At 66.7% G+C, this 20,961-nt stretch carries 8 protein-coding genes; all 8 read right to left on the reverse strand.

Going from position 1 to position 20,961, the window contains the following annotated elements:
• Positions 1-402 precede the first annotated feature (402 nt).
• On the reverse strand, positions 403-1,728 hold the full coding sequence (locus KF833_11195; protein MBX3745862.1) for a tandem-95 repeat protein: 1,326 nt from the start codon (positions 1,726-1,728) through the stop codon (positions 403-405).
• On the reverse strand, positions 1,712-2,332 hold the full coding sequence (locus KF833_11200; protein MBX3745863.1) for a toxin-antitoxin system YwqK family antitoxin: 621 nt from the start codon (positions 2,330-2,332) through the stop codon (positions 1,712-1,714). Before KF833_11200 ends, KF833_11195 begins: the two co-directional genes overlap by 17 nt.
• Positions 2,329-3,174 (reverse strand): hypothetical protein, encoded by an 846-nt coding sequence (locus KF833_11205; protein MBX3745864.1) that lies wholly within the window; start codon positions 3,172-3,174, stop codon positions 2,329-2,331. The genes KF833_11200 and KF833_11205 overlap by 4 nt, the downstream gene beginning before the upstream one ends.
• Before the next feature lie 116 nt (positions 3,175-3,290).
• Positions 3,291-12,416 (reverse strand): hypothetical protein, encoded by a 9,126-nt coding sequence (locus tag KF833_11210; GenBank protein MBX3745865.1) that lies wholly within the window; start codon positions 12,414-12,416, stop codon positions 3,291-3,293.
• A 40-nt stretch (positions 12,417-12,456) separates the two neighbouring features.
• Positions 12,457-13,968 (reverse strand): tail fiber domain-containing protein, encoded by a 1,512-nt coding sequence (locus KF833_11215; protein ID MBX3745866.1) that lies wholly within the window; start codon positions 13,966-13,968, stop codon positions 12,457-12,459.
• 19 nt (positions 13,969-13,987) lie between these two features.
• Positions 13,988-15,799 carry a hypothetical protein gene (locus KF833_11220; protein MBX3745867.1) on the reverse strand — a complete coding sequence of 604 codons (1,812 nt, stop codon included), beginning with the start codon at positions 15,797-15,799 and terminating at the stop codon, positions 13,988-13,990.
• A 26-nt stretch (positions 15,800-15,825) separates the two neighbouring features.
• A complete protein-coding gene (locus tag KF833_11225) occupies positions 15,826-18,555 on the reverse strand; it encodes a hypothetical protein (GenBank protein ID MBX3745868.1) in 2,730 nt (909 codons plus the stop codon).
• 458 nt (positions 18,556-19,013) lie between these two features.
• A complete protein-coding gene (sppA, locus tag KF833_11230) occupies positions 19,014-20,138 on the reverse strand; it encodes a signal peptide peptidase SppA (GenBank protein ID MBX3745869.1) in 1,125 nt (374 codons plus the stop codon).
• Positions 20,139-20,961: the final 823 nt, after the last annotated feature.

Raw genomic sequence — 20,961 nt, forward strand, 5'->3', positions numbered from 1 at the left:
ATCCGGAGAAGCTCCGAATTTCGTATTGGCGCGTCGCCGTGACCAGGTGGATGCCATCGAGTGCAAGTGGAACTGCGACGCGTTCGACAGCAGCGGGCTGGAAGTGTTTCGCCGCTACTATCCGAAGGGACGCAACTATCTTACGGCCCTGGGCAGCCTCCATCTTCTGCTCAGAACAGCTTGTCTCGGGGCGGGCGATCTGAACAACCCCCACCTGCCCCTGACCATCACCCACATGGTGACGCCGACGCCTTCTTCCCCGGCCGGATGGATGAAGTGGCCCTGTTTGGACAGCCTCTTTGCGACGAACAGGTCGCGGGACTCCATGCCGCGGGCCTCGACGCGGCATCCGCACGCTGCCTCACCCCCTCATCGATCCCGATCGATGGACCTCCCCTGCATTCAAGGATCGATCCCCCCCGAAATGCCTCTGCCGAGCCGGTAAAACCGGAACGGCCGCTCCGCGAACTCCGGATCGATCAACTCGAATACGCCGCCGGTCACCGTCCCGCTGGTCAGCACCTCCCAGCCCCGGAGATCCAGCGACGTCTCGATCCAATACCCTCCATCCGGCAGGCCGCTCCATCGCAGCGCGAATCCTCCGGCCACCACGCCGCCTTCAAACCGCGGTTCCCTTGGTTCCACCGCCAGGACCCGAAGCGTCACCGTCGCCAAGGCCGATGCCGCCTGCCCGTCATGGGCCCGGAACTCGAAGCGGTCGGTGCCCGCGAATCCCGCGTTCGGCCGGTACACCACCCCGGGCGGTGTGCCGCTCAAAACCCCGTGCGCCGGCGGAGTCACGATCTCGAACCGCAACGCATCCCCGTCCACATCGATCGCCCCCAACACCAACCCCACCGCCCCATCCTGCAACAGCGTCACGCTCATGGACCCCGCCACCGGCGGATCGTTGACCGGCCGGATGACGATCCGCACCGTTGCCGGCGCCGACGTCAGCAATCCGTCCGTCGCCACGTAGGTGAACGTGTCGGTCCCGTGGACATCCTGGAATGGGGCATACACCAGGGACGGCATCGTCCCGCTCAGGCGCCCCAGCGAGGGGGGCGTGACGATCCGAAATGTCATGGGATCCCCATCCGGGTCCCCGGCCAGAAGCCGGACGCCCACCGGGGTGTCCTCATCGGTGGTGAAAGCCAGATCCACGGCGATCGGGGCGCGGTTGTCGGAACGGAGAACCTGCAACGTCACGGTGGCCGTTGCCAGGTGACCGTGATCATCCCGAACCCGGTAGGTGAAGCGGTCCGTACCGCGAAACCCGGCGGCCGGCGTGTACCGGACCTCGGGGAAGGTGCCGCCCAACGTCCCGCGCTCGGGTCCGGACACAAGTTCGAACGTGAGCGGGCCGCCATCCACATCGACCACGGCCAGCGCAATGGGCGCGACAGTACCCTCGGTCAGGAAGATCTCCTGGGCTGCGGCCCGAGGCGGATGGTTGGCCTGGGCGGCATGGCCCAACCGCACGTGGAAGCGTCCGCTGGAGTTCTGAGCGGCGCCCCCGAGCGACTCCATCGACGCCACCTTGGCGAACGATTCGCTGCCGGCGTGCCCGCCTCCTCCGCCCAGGGAAGCGTGCGGAATCTGGTAGCGGAAACCCGTGGATCCGGCACCCCGGGCCCCGGGAGCCCCCAATCCCACCGTCACGGCAAGCGCGACGAACAGCAGGGCGTGCCGAAAGGTCCGTCGGAGCGAATCAGGGATTTCGGCCATGGGGTGCTTCCCTCGAGGCGGCCCCGGCGATGGCGGCGGACTCCGACCCGATCCGGACCTCGGTGCGCAGACGACCGTCCGGATCCCAGGCCCGGGCCGTTCCCACCGGCCGGTTGTCGCGCATCTCAACCTCCTCGGAGAGGCGCCCGTTCTCGTGCCAGCGCCGGAAGGTTCCGTGCAGGCGCCCTTCGACGATGGTCGCCTCGGACTGACGGGTGCCGTCGGGATGCCACTTCTCGCGCACCCCGTGCGACACGCCGCGCACGAAGTGCTCACGCACCTGGATCTGACCGTTGGTGTGCCATCCCTCCGAAATCCCCGCCAGCAGGCCGTTGGAGATCGCGGAGCGCGATTGAAGTTCCCCGGATGGATACCGCGCGATCAGCCACCCGGTGTAGAGGTTGGTCGCGCCCGGACGGCGCAGTCCCTCGGGCGTGGACTCGAGCTCCGCCATGGTGGCCTCGGCCGGAGGGGTCTCCGGGGCGGGTTCCCTACGGGAACAGCCCCAGGCCAGAATCACCGCCAGAACCAGTCCCGCTGCGGCGGCACCAGATCCCCTGAACAGGGCTCCCGGGATCGGAACGCTGACCGGCAGGCGGATCATTGCACGCGGAGGCGGAAGAAGTGGGCGCCTGAATCGGCGGATGGCAATTCGACCTCCACCTGCACGTTGCGAAGATCGGTGGCCATGTATTCAGCCATCATCGCCCCCGATCGGACTTCCAGGAACCGGCCGGTCCGCCACTCCCCCACGGAGTTGCCGATCTCGACCGCGTAGGTCCGACCCGACAGCCCCAGGAACTCGAGCATCACCCGCCCCTCCACCGCCCCCGCGACCTTCAGCGACAAGGTATGTTCGCCGTCGTAGGCGTGGGTCCCCGCCAGGTATTCCATCCGGTTGGTGAGACCATCCCCATCGAGGTCATCGTCGGGCCGGATGTCGGCGAGTGTCAGACCGCCTCCCAACTGGGCGATCAGGGCCCGCTCCCAGGCATCCGGAAGGCCGTCGCCGTCCGTATCCTCGCCCAGCGTCAGATCCAGCCGCGTCCGCCCTCCCGGCAGACCCAGCGTCGCGTAATCGCCCGTCATCTCGATCGGAACGAACTGGGCGGTGCCAATCCGGACCCGGATCAGGAAGGGCACGAACGGGCGCAGGGCGGTTGGCCGGTACAGGTCCATGGTCAGGCCGGCGTCCATCGGGATGGTGAGGGAGTAGTTCACGCCGCCGCCCAGAACCGGATTGATGCGGGTGGAGACGACCGTTCCCGAGGCGGCTTCGAAAAGCACCTCCGCCCGGATCGAGTTCAGCGGACGCCCCAGTTCATCCCGGATCGTCCCGAAGACGACATGATGGGGCGCGGGTGGGTAGGCACGGCTTTCGCCGATCCCGAAGGCGAGCAGGAGCACGATCGGCAGCAGGGGCGGAGGAAGCGGAAGGGTCTTCATGAGCAGGGAAAGGGTCCAATGTCGGGATGCCTCATGCCGCCGTGAACCGGACTCCCCGATTCGCCATTGGCCAGTCGCCGTTCGCCAGGGTTCATGGGCAGAAGAATTCGGTTCGTTCAGTTCCCCGAGTACGAATACGTCACGTAGTGCAACCGGACGTCATGCACGGACTGGATCAGGCGCTCGAGGCCCTCGTTGGGATCGTGCAACAGCGTGTGGCCGGGAATCACCAGCTTCCATCGGCTGTTCCAAACCGACCGGCCGATCAGACGCCGGTTGGTGAACTGCGAGGACAACAGCGACCCGCCCTGCCCGTACACATCGGGCAGGAACCGGGCCGACGTCGAGACCGGGCGGAAGGCCTGGTGTTTGCGGACGCCAAAGAGCGGTTCCGACAGCGACTCCCGCGACTGCCAGAGCGGCTGGCTGGAAAAGGCCGAGGCTCCGATGTTGAACGGCAGCGGGATGGTGACGTCCTCCACGGCCCAGGTGCGCACGGCACTCGAGTCGCCCAGCGGCGGACTGCGCATCGAATCGAGTCCCACCGGGATCAGGTACACGTAGGGCGTGGCTGCGAGGGCGCGTGGATTCAGGAAGGCCAGCGACGGGTCTGCGGGCGACGTGCCACCGCCAAAGCTGACGGCCCCGCTGTTGGCCGCCGGATCCGCCATCCCGATGTACCCTTCGAGGGCCACGCCGACCGCGAATATCTTCGTGGCGAAGGAACTGGGGCTGAATGCGTGATCTCCCGCCGCCAGGGGGCGCCCGAACAGGTTCAACCGATCCGCGACGGTGGTGGAGAATTCGAGGACGATGCCCGGCACCGGAAGGCCGTTGCCGGCGTCGATCTGCAGGCAGTAACGCCGTACATCGGGATCGTCGAGCACATTGGGCATCCGATGGCGCGCCAGGTAATCCTTCCAGTTCGCGTCCCCTTCCATCCCCGGCAGGATCCGCAGGTTCTCCGTCCGCAGGGACACCGTGGTTCCGTAGGCATCGGGGTTGCGGAATCCAAGCCGGCCCTTGAGCACCAGCCAGTCGGCCTGCATCTCGGCGAGGGCGCTCGACAGTCCGGGATCGCCGGTATTGCTGCCGGCGAACTGGGGAACACCCCCGTTCATCACCCCGAGCGCCCGGGACCGCACGATCCGCTGGATGAAGTCCTTCCCGGCCGCGGTGTGGAGAAGACCGGTCTCGTAGTCATACGCCTGGGCCGCCATGAAGGCGTACTGGGCGGAGAGATCAAACAGACTCTTGTAACGTTCCAGCTTCTCGTTGCGGAAGATCCGGAATGCCGCGTCCCGCGTCCGGAATCCCTGGATCACCGCCGCGGCCCGCTGCCGGAAGATCTGGCGTTCCTGCTGGATGCGGTCTCCCTCCGCGAGCAGGGCCTGGTAACGGCGCCGGGCATCGTCCAGTTCCTGAAGCCGCTGGTTGAGGGTGGGCAGCCTGTTCTGCACACCGTAAACCGCATTGCGCAGCGTACTGGTCGCCTCGCGCAGTTCCTGGTCCCACTGTTCCGGTGCGATCTGCGTGAACTCAATCAGTTCCTTGCTGGTCTCGTTGGCAAACTCCAGCGCACTGATCAGCGAGAAAAAGATCACCCGCGCCCAGCCCGTCACGTTCTTCACCGTGCCCCCCGCCGCCTTGACTGCCGCCCGCGCCGGGGCGGTGAGATCCCCACCGACGGCAAGGCCGGCCACAAAGTTCTCGGGGATCGCCTCGACGATGGCGTCGGTCAGGTCGAGCACCTGCTCCTTGGTCTGGTCGGCGTACTTCTCCCCAATGTTGTAGGCGAGCCGGGCGGTCTTGGTAACCCGGTCGAGCGTCACCACGGCGGTCTGCCAGTCGCGGACCTTCTGATGAGAATCCCGTTTGCGCTCGAGCGCCTTGATCGCCCAGTCGAGGTCGCCCTTCGTGGCGTCGAGGTCGTACAGGGCCAGATAGGCGGCGTTCCTTGCCTTGATGATGTCGGAGATGGCCTGCTGGATCCGGCCCGGCGAGGCGCGGCGTCCGGTCCACGAGGAGGGCTTATCGAAGAACCCGTGCGGGGCGAGGGTGTACTCCACCGAGAGCGAATCGTTGGCCTCGTAGGCGGGATCGAGCGGACCGTCCACGCCGTTGACCCGGGCCTTGGTGATCCAGTTGAAGTCCGAGATGCCGTCCGAATCCACCCAGCCCAGTCGGAAGGTCTGCGTGTCGATCCGCCAGACCGCCGGTTGCTGGGGATCCAGCAGGCTGGTCCGCAATTCGGGCGTGTCCACGTACATGTAGTGGATCGTGTCCGGCCCGGCGAAACCCTGCCGGTACGTCCTGCCCGGCCCGATGTCGTCCGAGTACGGCGTCCCGTACAGCTCGATCAGCGTATTGGTGTAGGCCAGCTCCTGCCGGTTCACCGTGGTTCGGAAATCCGCCAGCGAATCCTCCTCGGACCGCATCTGCCGGGTGACGTCCTTGGCGTCGTCGAAGGCCGCCAGGGCGTTGCGCAAGGCCGCCAGGGCCCGCTCGTACACCTGCTCGAAGTGCGTCGTCCCGTTCACGCCCACCACGGCCGAGGGATTGATGTCGAACGGCACGGTGCCCTCCGGCAAACCCAGCGGCGTCAATCCCGCCTCCGCATTGTCCATCGCCGTTTGCAGGCTCGCCGCCAGAGCCGGCAGTTCCCTAAGTTCCAGCACCGTGGTGCGGTCGATCTGCTGAATGCCCCCCTCGTGCGACGGATCCGGATCGATGTCAGGCAGGATCGCATTGCCCACCACCCAGTTGAGGTAGGCCCCCTGGCCCGTCCGCGACGCCCAATGATCAGTGCCCCAGTACCGCGTGGTCGGCACCGACCGGGTGGTGGTGTTCACCCGGGTCTGGGCCAGATGTTCCCACCCGGCATCAGCGCCCGGCCGGTAATCCCGCCTCCAGGTAAGGTCGAAGATCTGCTTCCCCGCCCGCGCCACCGCCGCCGCCGCCGCCGCGAACTTCCGTTCGTCCTGGTAGTCCACCGACACCGGCTGCCCGAGCACCGTCACCGCCTCGATCCTCGGAACCCAATCGAAATCGGTGTCCATCAACAGCCCGTAGTATCCCTTCAAGGCCGTGAGGTAATGCCCGTACGCATCCCCGTGCCCCTGCGGATACAGGCGCCGGGCGTCGTCGGCATCCACCCGCCCATCCTGGTTCTGGTCGAGGATGTTGTAGTTGAGGGCATAGACCACCTCGCCGGCGTCGATGCCGCGCGTGTAATTCCAGATCAGCCGGTTATAGACCGGCCGCACCTCGACGCCCGGCAGCAGGAAGTCGTCGCGCCCGCGCAACAACGCCAGCTCCTCCTCGAGAAGCGACGGCAACTGACCCCGGAACGAGAACAGCGCGGTGGCAATGTCGCTGTACGTGTGATCCTTGGTCCCGATCCCGATGGTCGGGTTGGCGGCATCCGCCCACGCCTCGTTGCCAAGCATCATGTAGAGGTCGTTCAGATACCCCGCGGCCAGCAGCAGCGCGTCGTTGGCCGGTCCGTAATTGATGCCGCCCCCGATGCTGAGCATCTTCCCCCGGTTCAATACGGTCTCGTAGATCTCGATCAGGCCGGCGTCGTTGATGGTGTCGAGATTCAACGCCACATCCCCCTCCCAACGCGGTCCCGCCTGGGCCAGGATGCTGACATCCGTGTTGAGGGAGTTGTTGAAGAGGTCGGTGATCCGCTGGTTGAAGGGATTGATCCCGGCCAGCACCCGCTTGATCCAGCCTTCCGCCAGCTGGGGACGGGTCCACGCCGACCACGCCGCGTTCTCCAACGGCGCCCCGGGAGTCGGCCGGAACGAGGCATGCCCGGGATCGCGCGCCTGGTAACGCATGATGACATAGTTGTCGGCCAGGCTCCGCACATCCGCCGTGCCCCCGAGCACCGCACGCACCCCGTCAGGATACCGGATGGCATCCAGCGGCAACCAGCCCACGTCCGTCACATCCACCAGCTCGTTGATCTCGATACGAAGGTTGAACGCCTGAGGGGCGTTCGGCATGGCGGTCGAGAACAACTCGAGGGTCGCCAGGTGCCGGATCTGCCCGCCCGACTGGGCGGTGCCTCCCGCCAGGAGCGCTCCATCCAGACGATAGGCCCGGGTCAGGGGCGACAGGTTGGCAGGCGCCGTGGACGGTGCGGTGTTGCCGTCTTCGAGGTTGACGGTCACCGCCAGTTGCCCGTCGAGGTACACCCGCGCCCCCAGCGCCGGATCGAGATCCAGACTGAGCCAGACTTCGGCCGGAGGGGCGCCTGCCGCCCGAGTGAATTCGCGAAACACCAGGCTCTGCCGCTGCCCCGCGACGGCGCGTTCGTGGAGCCGGACCACCGCGAAGGTCCCCAGGGCCAGCGGCTGTCCGGGCTCGATCTGCACCACCACCTGTGTTGCCGTGGTCAGCGGATGGACCGTACCGAACAATTGCTGCCCGTCGGCGTCACCAAGCACAACCGCATTGCCGACCGCCAGGCTCGCGGCTGTCCCGCCCGAAATGTCGAAGCGAAACAGGTCGTCCTCCCGGCTGACCGTGGCGAACGGAATCCCGCTGATGGCGAACACCTGGTTGACCACGTCGGCGCTGACCCGGTGGGCGGGAATTCCCTTCACCGCCGCCGGCTGATCGCCGGGCAGAGGAAACCGAACGTGCTGCCAGGTGCCCGAACCCAGCAGGGTCACAGCGGTCGTCTCGTACACCACCGGGGGCAGCCCATCCACCGGTGACGCGATCTTCCACTCGAAGTTGAAATCCTCGGCCGCACCGGCCAGATCGACGACCTGCTGGAGGGTGAGGCTTTCGTTCAGCGGGTTCGAGGAGGCGACGATCTTGAGTTCGCCACGGTACAGCGTGTCCACCACACGCACGATATGCAGACTCACCGGCTCGCCCACCGGGGTGAATGCGAGTCCGTTGCCGGCAACCAGGGTCACATAGCCCGTGCCGGGTCCGGTGGCCGTCAGGGCGTAGGAATCCACCGCGATGTCGTCGTTGGTGACCCGCGCCAGCGCCCGGGGACCCACCGGGACCGAGGTCGAGGGGATGTAGGTTCCGGGACGCCCCGGGTTCTCCACAAAGAGCTCCATCCGGGTGGTCAGGCCGTCGATCGCTGCGTCCCAACGTTCCTTGGCCGGATCATCCCCAAGGCAGAGGTCCTTGAGGTAATCCACGTCACGCATCCCCAGCACGTTCAGGAGGAGATAATCATCCCCCAGGGCCTCGTCCACGAACTGCCCCGCGAGGACCAATGCCCCGTTCTCGCCGCGATTCGGATCGAGGGAAAACCGTTCCGCCAGGTGCGGTGGCAGGTTCGGAAAATAGGTGCGCCCACGAAAGATCTGGCTGCGGACGGAATCCGGAATGGCCCCCAGGATCGCCGCACCATCGCGTGGCCCCAGTTCAAACACCTTCTCCCGGGTCGGATCGTGGAGGACCACGGACTCGGCCGATTCGCCGACCAGGACTTGCGACTGCTGGTACAGGATCTCGAGGCTGGTCTGACCCCGCACCGCCGGCAGCCCGCGCTTCGGGAGCGTCAGGGTTTCCGCCATCTGCAACACCGGTGCATTCGGTGGCCAAACGGGCGAGTACGTGACCACCAGCGGGTTGTCATCGCCGTCCTGCGGATGCAGCGCATTCCCGTACACTGGATGGCCTACGTAGGAACCGTCCGGGTTCTGGGCACGCAGGTAGGGCGTGATCGTGCCGGCCGGCGGCTGGGCCGCCAGGGAAAGGCTGGGGAAATGGAACCCGGGAAGGGTCTTGTAATAAAACTGCATCCCCAGCGTCGCCGTGTCCGCCTCGTCGTGCGGACCCCGGTACACCCAGAGATTCCCCTTCCGATCCTGGAACAGGAAGGACGCATAGGTGTCGCGCAGGTCCGGGCTCGGAATCGTCTCCGGCAGCGGCTCGAAGGCCAGCCGCCAGTTCGTGTACGCCCCGGCCGCCAGCCCGGACGTCGGCCGCACCAGCACCGTGGCGTTGGTGCCCTGCCCGAATTCCGTGGAGTTCAGGAAGTTCACCTCGACGTAATGCAAACCCGCCACTTCGTTGGTTTCGCTGACCGAAACCCTCCAGTGCTGCCTCGCCTGCGGATCCACCAGCACCAGCACGTCGCCATCCGCCAGACCCGCCGTGTCCTCGATGGCGAACCGCCAGCTCGCAAACCCCGTGGCCTGATCGCCACCCCAGGTCGCGATCGTGTCCGGCGCCTGCCGCGGAATCACCCCGCGAAGCGTCTTTGCCCCGTAATCCACGGTCAGCGGAAAGACCGTGGCCCGGGTGAACGGCGTCGTTTCCAGATCCTGCAACGTCAGCAACCGATGGGTGGGAAATCCATGCACCTCGACGGTGGTCAATTCGACCAGGGGAACATCGACTTCAGACGCCAGGGCCGACGACGCCACGGTCCATGCCCCAATCTCCCGGTTGAGACTTCGCGGCGGTGCCCCGATGAGCCGGGGCGCAAATGGCTTGTCCAGGAGCGGCAGCGGCATCGGCGGCTGGAGGACGGTTCCCGCCACCACCGTGTAATCGAAGGTGTCACCCGTCTCGGGCCGTTCGCGCCGGACGCGGAACACCCGCATCGCCGGTCGATCGTCCGCCTCCGTGTAATCGAGCAGCACATAGGGCAGCGACGAGAAATCGGACCCGGAGGTGATGTTCAGGTCGTCGCGCAAGGCGAAGGCCTGCCCCCCCTGCATGAGGGCATGCTCCTCGTTCGGGTTATAGCCCGGGAGACTCCGGTCGTTCTGGACGTAGATGCGACCCTTGGCCTCCAGGCTCGGAAGCGGCCCGCTGCCATCGTTGCTGGCCAGCACAATCTCCGAAGGCGCCGGGGGCCAGACCAGGGTGTAGCGCCCGATCGCCGAGGGCCAGTAGATCGGCTTGAAGCCCTGCGTCAGGTTCGGCGCATTTCCCCGGAACCACCAGACCTCGAGGCGATCCCGCCCGGGAATCACGTTCACCGGAATGATCGCCCCCCGCGCCGCCGCCTCGAACCCCGCCTGAAACGGATCCCCATAGGCCCCGATATGAAAGGAATCCCCGGACGGTTGGTGGATGTATCCCGCGAGGTACCCGAAGTCGCCGGCCGCCGCTAGTTCCCCGGGCGGTGCGTTGATCCGACGGCCCACCTCAGCCGTATCCGGATACACCCGCGGCGCGTTGAACTCCGACGGGAAATCGTGGCGGCCCAATCCGGGATCCCACGCCGCCAGGTTGGTGGCGACGGAACCGGCAAACGACCCGTGGCCGAGGAGGGTGCGGTCAAGCCAGGAGTACACGCGCTCGAACCGAAGGTACTCGGCAGAGCTGAACCGCAGCAGCGCCCGGTGCGCCGGATACGCCTCACTCAAAAACGAGTAATAGGCAAACGTCTCGGTCAGTTTTCCCCGCGGCTGGTCCAGAGGATCCTGATAGTCGATCAGGGGCGCATTCTCGGCCGGCAACGGCACCGCCGTGGCCCGGGCTTCCGCCTCGGTGGCCACCAACGGCCGCACATAGTGACTGTACTTCGCGACTTCATCCGGCCACACCTGACGGTACCGGACGAATCGGAACGGCCAGCGCAGCCCCTCGAGGCCGACTTCAAGCCAGTGAACCTGAAGGTCGTTCACATTGCGCGTCTCGCGGATGGCATGCAGCACCGGCCGGTCGCTCGCTCCGACAAACTGCCGGAAATAGAAGCTGGGTCCCGTCGTGTCGATCGGCTCCGGGTACAGCGCCGAGTCGTCCTGCCCCTCCTCGGGCGGGTAGGCCGTGAGAATCTCGCCAAGTTCAGTGGTGACATCGGCCGGGATCGGTTCCCTGACAACGTCCACGATTTCCACCCCCAGGGGCCGTCGGGTGCGCCCGTTCGCCTCGGTGTCCCCCAGCAGTTCCACCAGCACCCGGCCCTCGACGTTGTAGGCCAGGATCTGTCGAAGCTGCTTGTCGTACCAGAGCGTTCGCTTCTCCTCGAGCTGCTGCGATGAGTCCGAAATCAACGGCGTCTGCCCAAGAGGCCGGTGTGCCTGCGCCACCCGCTCGGGAAAGTTGTTGTTATTGACGACGTTAATCACCCCGATCCGCCCCGCCGGAACCGCCACCGGCTTGCCCGTGGTCCGGAAGGATTCCTCGGTCCAGTAGATCTTCCGCGGCGGCTTCACCGCACTCCCGGAAACGATGTAGCGGGTCGCGAACAGCGTGTAGTAGTTGCCCGCTTCGAACGAGTAGCGCCCGGGATTGCTGGCAAGATCGTCCGGCGGCTCCGAACGGGGCACGCTCCGCTTCCAGACGATGTCCACCGGCCCCGGCTGAATCGCGTACACCGCCCGGGCATGCGGGCTCCAGTAGTAGTTGCCCGCCGTCCGTGCCACCAGAGCCCCAAGGGCATCCTCGATCAACAGCCGGTTCACCCGCGCCGGAGTCGCCTCGGCAATGTTGTCCGGCCGCAGGTTCTGAGTCTCCACCGACAGCACGACATTGGTGAATCGCGCCGCGGTGTAGATCGAGGGGCCGCTGATGATGTTGTTGAAGTCGCGGACCAGGAGGTCCCGAAGAGGCTCGCCCGGCGTCGCCAGCAGCGCGAGGGTGTCGGATTCCAGGCGGCCCGCCAGGTACGCCGAAACCGGGTCCCCGGCGGCGCTCAGCCGGGAAGCCAGTCCCCCAAGATCGATAATCTCGTGCCGGCCCAACGTGGTGGGTCGGTGCGGCTCGGGAAGCCAGTAGTCCTGCCGCACCACCCCCGGCGCCAGCGGTTCCCCATCCACATCGAGGTCGGGCACCGGAATGACCGCCCCGAAAAGAAACGCCACCTGGCGGCTCAGAATCGGCGAGCCCACCCGGGCCGTGGTCATGACCGCCAACACCGTTCCCCCGCTCTCCGCCCGCGGCAGGTCGAGATTCGCCGCACCCGCGTTCTGCGCGTAGTTCAAGCCCGCGCTAAGATTGGTTCCTCGCGGCGCCACCACCGCCCCGAATACGATCGCCGCCGAGAACTGCCGCGGTGTGGCCGGAAGCAGCGTGAGGTCGTCGGCCGACTGTTCGGCCAGCGTCGGACCCCGTCCGTCGGAACCAGGAGGGTCCCCCCGCGTCGTCGAAAGGGGCACCCCGTTGGTCGATTGCAGGTTGTAGGCGGTGGCGTCCTGCCGTACCTCGAGAGGCGGCACCGGGCGGGGGTTGGTGACCTGGGCTCGACCCGTGCTCGCCGCGGCGAGGGCGGCGCCTCCCACCACCAGAAATTGAAGAAGTCTCATGCGCCGTTTCATGGATCCGGTTGAGCCTGGGGTTGCGCCCTCAACGCCCCGCCGAACCCGATCCCTGGTTGAGCCGGTTCCGCAGTTCGGCGTTCTCGCGCGCGAGGTCGGCCATTTCGGCCTTCAGCCGCGCCAGGTCCGCATCGTACTGCGCCTTGAATTCCTGGATCGCCTTGATGGCGATCACCCCAAAGTCGCTGTACCCCACCGTGAGCGTCGTGGCATCGGTGTCCGGATCCTGAAAATTCCCAACCATCTCAGGAAACAGCGGCTGCACCTCCTGGGCAATAACACCCAGCTTGTGCGTCGCCGAGGCGTCCTCGTCCTTCCATCGATACCGGCGCACGGGCACCTTCAGGGCTCTGTCGAGCATGGGCTCGACATCCACGATGTCCTTCTTCAGGCGCCGGTCTGAACCGAAGTCCCAGTTGCTGTCCCCGTCGTAGGTGGCGGTTCGCTCCCCGCTCCCGTGGGTGTGGGTGCCGTTGAGTCGGAAATGCCCTCCGCCGTTCGACCGGAAGATGGTCAGCGTCCTGGACTTGTCCGTGTTCTCGTAGTGACGCGTGAAATTGGCGGCCACCTGGAACGTGAGGCCGCTGCCCGTGGTGGACCGGAGCACTTCCCCGGGGATCCGCGCCAGATCGAGGGTTCCCGAGGTGATCCGCGAGGCGGGCAGGTTCGGGATCAGAAAGGTGTTGAATGTCCCCGACACAATCTTCGAGGCGTCCAAATTCGGGATCCGTGCGCTGTCCAGTACCCCGGCCGTGATCTTGCTGGCGAACAGGTTCGGAATGCGGTCCGACAGAAACACCCCCGTGGTGATGCGCGAGGCGTCGAGATTCGGAATCCGGGCGGCATTCAACACCCCCGACGTGACGTTCCCGGCATCCAGCGCCGTCAGGGCCGCGCCGTTCCCGACAAAGGCGCTGGCATTCACCGCCCCGGACACAACGATGTTGCCGCTGCCAGGCACCACCAGCGGCGCTCCCGCATTGTCCACCAGGGCATTGGCGTGCCGGGCGAGAAATGCATACGGCGCCGGCAGCAGCCGCAGCCGCGGCAGTATCTCCGTCGTGGTCCCGTCGATGGTGACGGTGATCCCAATAAACCGGTCCGAAGCGGTGGCCGAGGTGAACACCTGCGACAGCGGCGGCCGCACCTCGCTCCCGAAGTCGCTCCCCTCCCCCAGCAACACACTGAACTGCCCCTTGTCCACGGTGACGATCTGCTGCTCGGACCAGAGCGGCGCACCGCCGGTCGACGCATCGTAGATCCGGAACACCACCGGGTAGTTGGCGGGGCTGGTGCCCGCCAGCGGCACGCCGTTGGCATCCACCAGGAACCCCTGGTAGGTCATGAAATCCGGCGGCACCGCGCTGGCCGCCCCGCGCACCGGCAGCGCGCCCGCGGCCAATACCACCGTCGCGGCCATGACGGCCATCAATCCCCCTCCGCGCCAAACCCGGGCGGAGTCGAGGGTGTTGGGAATTCGCAGGCCGAACAGGGAGGCGAGGTTCATAGACCGGAAGACGCAGACGGGTTGGGTGTGCATGGATCGATGGGAGATGGGTTCAATCGGTGGTCAGGGGCACCGGGTCGGAAATCCGGTTCAGACTGAAAAGGCCGCGAACCTCGAACTGTCGCGACTCCGGCGCGCTTCGGCCCGGCTTCGTCACACCCAACAGGGTGATCGTCTCGACGTACTCGCCCTCGATCGTCGAGTGCCCGCGGGTGCGGCTGGTAAAGTCGTCGGCCGATTCGGACAACGCCAGTTCGATCCGCCGGTTCACCGTGTACGATTCCTCCCCCCGCGCGACTGTGGCATCAAAGGTCGCATTGAGGTTGTCGTGGTCCGGATGGTACCCATGCACAAACGGATTCGAGGCCGGATCGGCGTAATCGAGGGGGATCGTCACTGTCAGGTTGGTGCCCGCCGCCAGGGCCCCGCCAAAAACCCAGGGCAGGTTCGAAGCGGACCAGGGCAGATGCACCGCACTGATCCGGCGGGCACTCGACAGGTGCCGGGGATCCAGCAGCGACTCCCGCGTGGTGATCCCCACCGTTCCGTCCGTCTTCATGCCCAGGTAAACCCGCTGCAGCAGTCGGGCGCTGCCATCCGCCGGATCCAGGTGGACAATCAGCCGCAACGGATACGGCCTGGGTACCGATCCCAAATCCTCCTTCACCGCCGCCACCACGTACTTGCCGTCCTCATCCAACCGCAGATCCCCTCCGTCGTCCTTCTCGTAGGTCCGCAGGTAATGCCGCACCTGGGTCACCGCCGCCGCCCCCACCCACAACCCGCCCCGCGAAGCGGTCACGGCCGAGACCGGAACATCGACCTGGCTCAATCCCAGCGAATCCGTGAACCGCAGCACGCCCGCATAGAGGTCGCCAGGCGCCCCTGCCATTTCCGCACGGTCCAATCCCAGAATCAGTTCCTCCTCCGAACCCAGTTGTCCCGCCGGTTGCAGCACCCAGGTCTGGGGCCCGGTCAGGTTGGTGTAGCCAAAGGTCAGATCGATCGTGCTCAACGGCCCGCGCAGCAGCAGCGGCGGAAACGCCACCACCGGCGCCTCACCCGACGGAGGCGCCTCCGAGGACACAGACGACAGGGTGACCGTCAGCACGTTCCGGGTCAGATTCCGCAATCGAACCCGCTGCTGTCCGGTCGCCTCGCCGAAGTGAACGCCAGCCGGACTCTGCAACTCGATCTGGATCGGCCCGAAATAGCGGTTGTAGTGCTCCCCCGCCCGGATCCAGAAGGCCTCCCCACGACGCACCGGCGTCCCCGTCAGACTCAGCACCTGGGAGGGATTCGAGGGACCCAGCGGGCCGCCCGGATACCGGAAAATCTCCGCGCTGTTCCACAGGACCGGGGCAGGCGCCAGAAAGGTCTCGAACGTCGGCGGACCGGCCGGCGGCGTGGGAAACCCAATGAAGTTCAGACCCGTCGTGGTCCATGAATCCAAGGGAGGCACCGGACGACCCAACACCGACCAGGTGTAGGCGGGCGACCCGGCCTCGACGCGGACAAGATACGCCCCGTTGCCGGTCAGGCGGGTCAGCGAAGACGAGGCGCCCAGGCCCCGCACCCAACTGCTCCAGGGCGTGCCGCTCTCCGAAGGCACCGATGGGCTGGCTGTGAATTGTGCCGTCGGTGCCAGCGGGTTCCATCGCCAAACCTCCTCGATGGGATGCCCCGGTATCCCCGCCATGAAGTCATCGATCGGAACATGGGAGGCATCCACATGCAGGTACACCGCGTTCCAGCCGGGCTGAAGCGTGACGCTCTGCGTCAGCCATTGCCCGGATGCCACGGGCGCGAGGAGACAAACCCCTCCCGCCACCGCGCCCGTCAGCCATCGAATCGAAACCTTCATCTCGGGCCTCACGCTTCAATCCTCCTTCACGGCTTGCGATACAAATACCAGGTCGGGCGGGGATCCAGGCGCTGCATCGCGCCCAGCCTCTGGCCTTCGGCCCGCCCGCCGAATACCAGCAACTCAACCCCGTTCCACCCCGCCACCATCTCCGCCCGGGCCACCGGCCCGCCCTCGCCCGTCAGCGGCCGCCACTGGCCCGTGATCGGGTCCCAGGCCGCACCCGTGGCCAGCGCACCGCCCCCCGCCTCGCCACCCCACACCACCATCTCCTCCCCGGTCCACACCGCGGCGTGTCCCGTCCGCGCCGTCGGCGCCCCCTCGGTCGGCACGGCACTCCAAACGTCCAGCAGCGGGTCGTACATCGCACCGTCCCCCAGCGGATTGCCCCCGGCATCGCGCCCGCCCCAGATCACCATCCGGGTCCCCGTCCAGACCGCCGTATGCCCGCGCCGGGCCCCGGGCGCACCCACCGTGCTGATGGCCCGCCACTCGAACGGCCCGCCGAAATCGTCGAAAACCAGTTGAGCGCCATTCCCCAGCACCCCTGACATCCCCTGCCCTCCCCAGATCAACGCCCGCTGGCCCGTCCAAACCACCGTCGCCCCCGACCGTCCCACCGGTGCCCCAGGCAGCCCCAGAGGTGACCATGCATTCAGAACCGGATCATAGACGGCGCCCGATGCCAGTGGCCCCGTGCTGTTGCGCCCACCCCAAATCAACATCCCAGCCCCGGTCCACACCGCCACATGACCGTCCCGCCCCTCCAGGGCTCCCGCACTCGCCAGCGGTGACCAGGTCTGCGTCGCCGGTCGAAAGCGACCGCCACTACTGAGATAGCCGGCCGCCGAGAACCCGCCCCAGACAATGAAATCCTGCCCGCTCCATACCCCCGAATGCCCGGTTCGCCCCGTCGGCGCCTGAATCGCAGGCAATCCCACCCACCCATCCGATGCCGGCCGATACGCCGCACCCGAACCGGAAAAGACATCGGCCCCTACCTCGCCGCCCCACACAAGAAACTCCGTCCCGGTCCAAACGCCCGCCGCCCCCGTCCGCGGCGCCGGCGCTCCCTCCGTGGCACCGGAGCGCCATTCGCCAGGACTCAGCGTGGAAAACATCCGGTATCCGTCCGCGACCATCGATGGATCTCCCTGAACTGCCGACGCCAGCACCATCCCCTTCGGCAATGAACCCGAAGGACCGGAACCGCCTCCCCCTCCGCCCGCCTCCAAGGTCTCGATGCGCTCCAGAAGAACCGCCAGGTCCAGACTGAACCGCACGCGCAGCGCATTGCTCGCCGCCGCCAGATCCGTGTCCGTGTACGCCACGTTGCCGGGCAACTGGCCCGGCTCCAATACGCCCGCAATCCGGCCCGCGGTCACCGCTCCATCCGCCAGCTTCGCACCGGTCACCGCCCCATCCACGAGCTTCGCCGTCCCCACACTCCCTTCCGCCAACCCCGTACCCGTCACCGCCTGTGGCGCCAGTTGCGCACTTCCCACCGAACCCGCCGCCAACTTCCCTGCTCCCACAGATCCGTCCGCCAGCTTCGAACCGGTCACCGCCCCATCCATGAGCTTCGCCGTCCCAACGCTCCCATCCGCCAACCCCGCACCCGTCACCGCCTGCGGCGCCAGTTGCGCACTCCCCACCGAACCCGCGGCCAACTTCCCTGCTCCCACAGATCCATCCGCCAGCTTCGCACCCGTCACCGCCCCATCCGCGAGCTTCGCCGTCCCCACGCTCCCGTCCGCCAACCCCGCACCCGTCACCGCCTGCGGCGCCAGTTGCGCACTCCCCACCGAACCCGCCGCCAACTTCCCTGCCCCCACAGATCCGTCCGCCAGCTTCACACCCGTCACCGCCCCATCCGCGAGCTTCGCCGTCCCCACGCTCCCGTCCGCCAACCCCGCACCCGTCACCGCCTGCGGCGCCAGTTGCGCACTCCCCACCGAACTCGCCGCCAACTTCCCCGCCACCACAGATCCGTCCGCCAGCTTCGCACCGGTCACCGCGCCATCCATGAGCTTCGGCGTCCCCACACTCCCATCCGCCAACTTCGCACCCGTCACCGCCCCATCCACAAGCTTCGCCGTCCCCACACTCCCATCCGCCAACCCCGCACCCGTCACCGCCTGCGGCGCCAGTTGCCCACTCCCCACCGAACCCGCGGCCAACTTCCCTGCTCCCACAGATCCATCCGCCAGCTTCGCACCCGTCACCGCGCCATCCACAAGCTTCGCCGTCCCCACGCTCCCATCCGCCAACCCCGCACCCGTCACCGCCTGCGGCGCCAGTTGCGCCGCCCCGATGGCACCGTCCTGGACGGTGGAGGCGATCAGGGCGTACCCCACCGCGGCCACCCGTTGATCCGGAGACAACCGTTCAAAACCCGATGATCCGTCATGGAACCAGACCCGGAGATACACGTCGCCGCCCGCGAAGGCCCCGACCGGCAGAGCGGCCATGTTGGGAAGCGAGACATCGCCCAGCAGGATCGAGTACAGCCCCTGCGCCACCGGAACCGACACGGCGGCATCCGGTTCCCCGTCGCCCGTGGTGTCCGGAGCGTTGCGCCAAAACACCGCCGTGCCCGTGGCGTTCACCAGACTGAACTTGAAGTGGCCCGTCCCGTTGAACCCCACGCCATCCACCAGAACCCGCCCCTGGTAGTGGATCAGCGCCGGGACTTGGGCGACGCCGATGCCAACGCCCCCAAAGAGGAGAACCAGGAAGAGTCGAAGGACACTCAACGTCCGATTCGAAGCAGGGACCCAAGGGCGCCGTTCCACTGTCCCGAAGTGCCCTCCGCCCGACAGGTCACAACCCTTCCTCCAAGGGACCCGCTGCGTGAAGGAATCTCTCCAGACCCGGACCGAATCGGACCACCCGTGTTTCGCGGAATTGAAGGGCACCATGGGCCACACGGGATCAGCGGCTCTTCCGTCCGCTTCAGGGTTCCCCGGCAACTCACCACAAAAATCGAGCGCAAGACCTCCCTGCCCGTGCTGCGTGCGCAAATCACCAAAAACAACCCGCACCGTCAAGCGGCGAGTTGACCGAAATGAAAAATTCACGGTCCGGTAACGACGTCACGCCAACGCCTCCTTCCCGCCTCGTCCTGCTTCTCACCGAAAGACTCGCAGAGAGTCTCGACGTCGCTCTCTTCCCCGCCGGCTTCCCTCCCGCATCCCAGCGGGGAGGGCCTTTCTCAGCGGACCAGTTCCGGCGCCAGGAAGTAGAGACCCGCCCGCAGATTGGGCATGGCGATCCCCAGGTCCACCGTCACCCGGGCCTCCTCCCCCTGCCCGAACAGACGGAACAACGACCCAAATCCCATCGGCCTCAGATACTGCACCAGCCGCGCATCCTGGATCCCCGCCAGCCTCCGGGCCCTTTCCACCGCCGTGTCGAAGTTCCCCAGTTCATCCACCATCCCCAGCGTCCACGCCTCCTTCCCCGACAACAGCCGTCCGTCCGCGTAATCCTCCCAACTCCGCGCCAACGCACGTCCACGGTCCCGCTCCTCGCCGGAATTGTCCTCGTTCCGCGCCCGCGCCAGCCCGCGTCCCTCCTCGACCACCGACTTGAACCGCTCGAACGTCTCGTTGACCAGATCCTGGACGATCCGCCGCTCCTCCGAGGTGATCTCCTCCTCGCGCTTGCTCGGACTCAGCATGTCCTTCAAATCCCCGCTCTTGAACACCTGCGGGCTCACCCCGACCTTGTCCATCAATCCGCGCCAGTTGTAGCCCTGCATGATCACCCCGATGCTCCCGGTGATCGTCAACTCGTGCGCCACAATCCACTGGCAGGGAGCCGCGACGTAATACCCACCCGACGCCGCCAACCTCCCCATCGACGCCACCATCGGCTTGTCGTGCCTTTCCTGGAAGGCCTGCAAACGCTGGTAGATCTCGTCCGAGGCCAGCACCTCGCCCCCCGGCGAATCCACCCGCACCACCACCGCCTTCACATGCGGATCCTGCGCCGCCCGTTCGAGTTGCCGCTCCACGTGGGTCACCAGCGTGTTCCCCATGTAATCCCATGGATCGCCGGAGATGATGCCCGTCAGGTCCATCACCACGATCTTGTTCCGCGTCCCCGCCGGCCGCAGCACCACCTCCCGCAACTCGTCCGTCCGGCTCGACCCGCCAAATCCTCCCATCGCACTGACCCGCATCGTCCGGACCTGGTCGGAAACGTAGCCGACCACCAGCACCCCGCCGATCCCCAGCACCACCAGCACGCCCACCACCCACCACCATCCCGAGATCCCGGACCGCTTCGGCGCCGGCGGACCGTCAACCCGGCCCGGCGCCGGGCCGCAAGGCACCGTGCCCGATAGAGCCGGGCCCCTCGGCGGCGGCGGAGGCGAAGGAGGGGCCACCGGCGGCAACGGAGGGGGAACCCCGGCGGCAGACCCCATCCCCCCCGGCCCTCCCGGCCCTCCCCCTGCCGCTGCCGAATTCAGCGGCCCGGTTCCCCCTTCCGCCCGGGAAGGCGCCGAACCGGTTGGAGAAGTCTGCGGCGACGTGTCGTCCATGGCTGGCGACCCTAGCACCCCCCTCCTCAACGGTCACGCCCGAGTCGAATCCTCCCTAAACGATTCGTCCCCAGGGTGTGGATGAAGAGGCAACGAACCGGACCGACAACCTCCGCGAGTCCACAACCCAAGCCACCCCATCGTTGCGGCATGATCCCGGACGCTCCCCGCCGCCCCCCCCTGAATCCAAGTTCCAATCCCCTCCCCCTGTTTCCTTGTTGCCAGTGGCACGGAAGGATCAGCTTCAACCCGACAGACAACGCATGACCGTCCTCCCAATGGGCTCCATGCCCTTTCAAGGATAAGTGCCAGGACGAGCACCCTTGGGACTGCGAACGATCCACGGCCCTGCCCGGTGCCGGAAATCCAGGATCACCTTTGTTTGCAGCCTATCTACCCAACCCAATCCATCGTTGACAACCACAAACCCTTTCTACCAACCTCTAGGCAGTCCAATCAACGCTCGCCGGACGGTCACGATGAGTCACCCGCGTTCCCGGCACAGCCGCCACGCGACGACCGTGAGGAACCGTGTATGCCGCGAACATCGTCAGGAGACCCATTACAGTCACAGTCGCTGCTTCCCCGCTCCCAGCCTCCTGACGCCCGGTTT

The organism is Verrucomicrobiia bacterium (assembly GCA_019634625.1).
In the GTDB taxonomy this organism is placed as follows: Bacteria; Verrucomicrobiota; Verrucomicrobiia; order Limisphaerales; family CAIMTB01; genus CAIMTB01.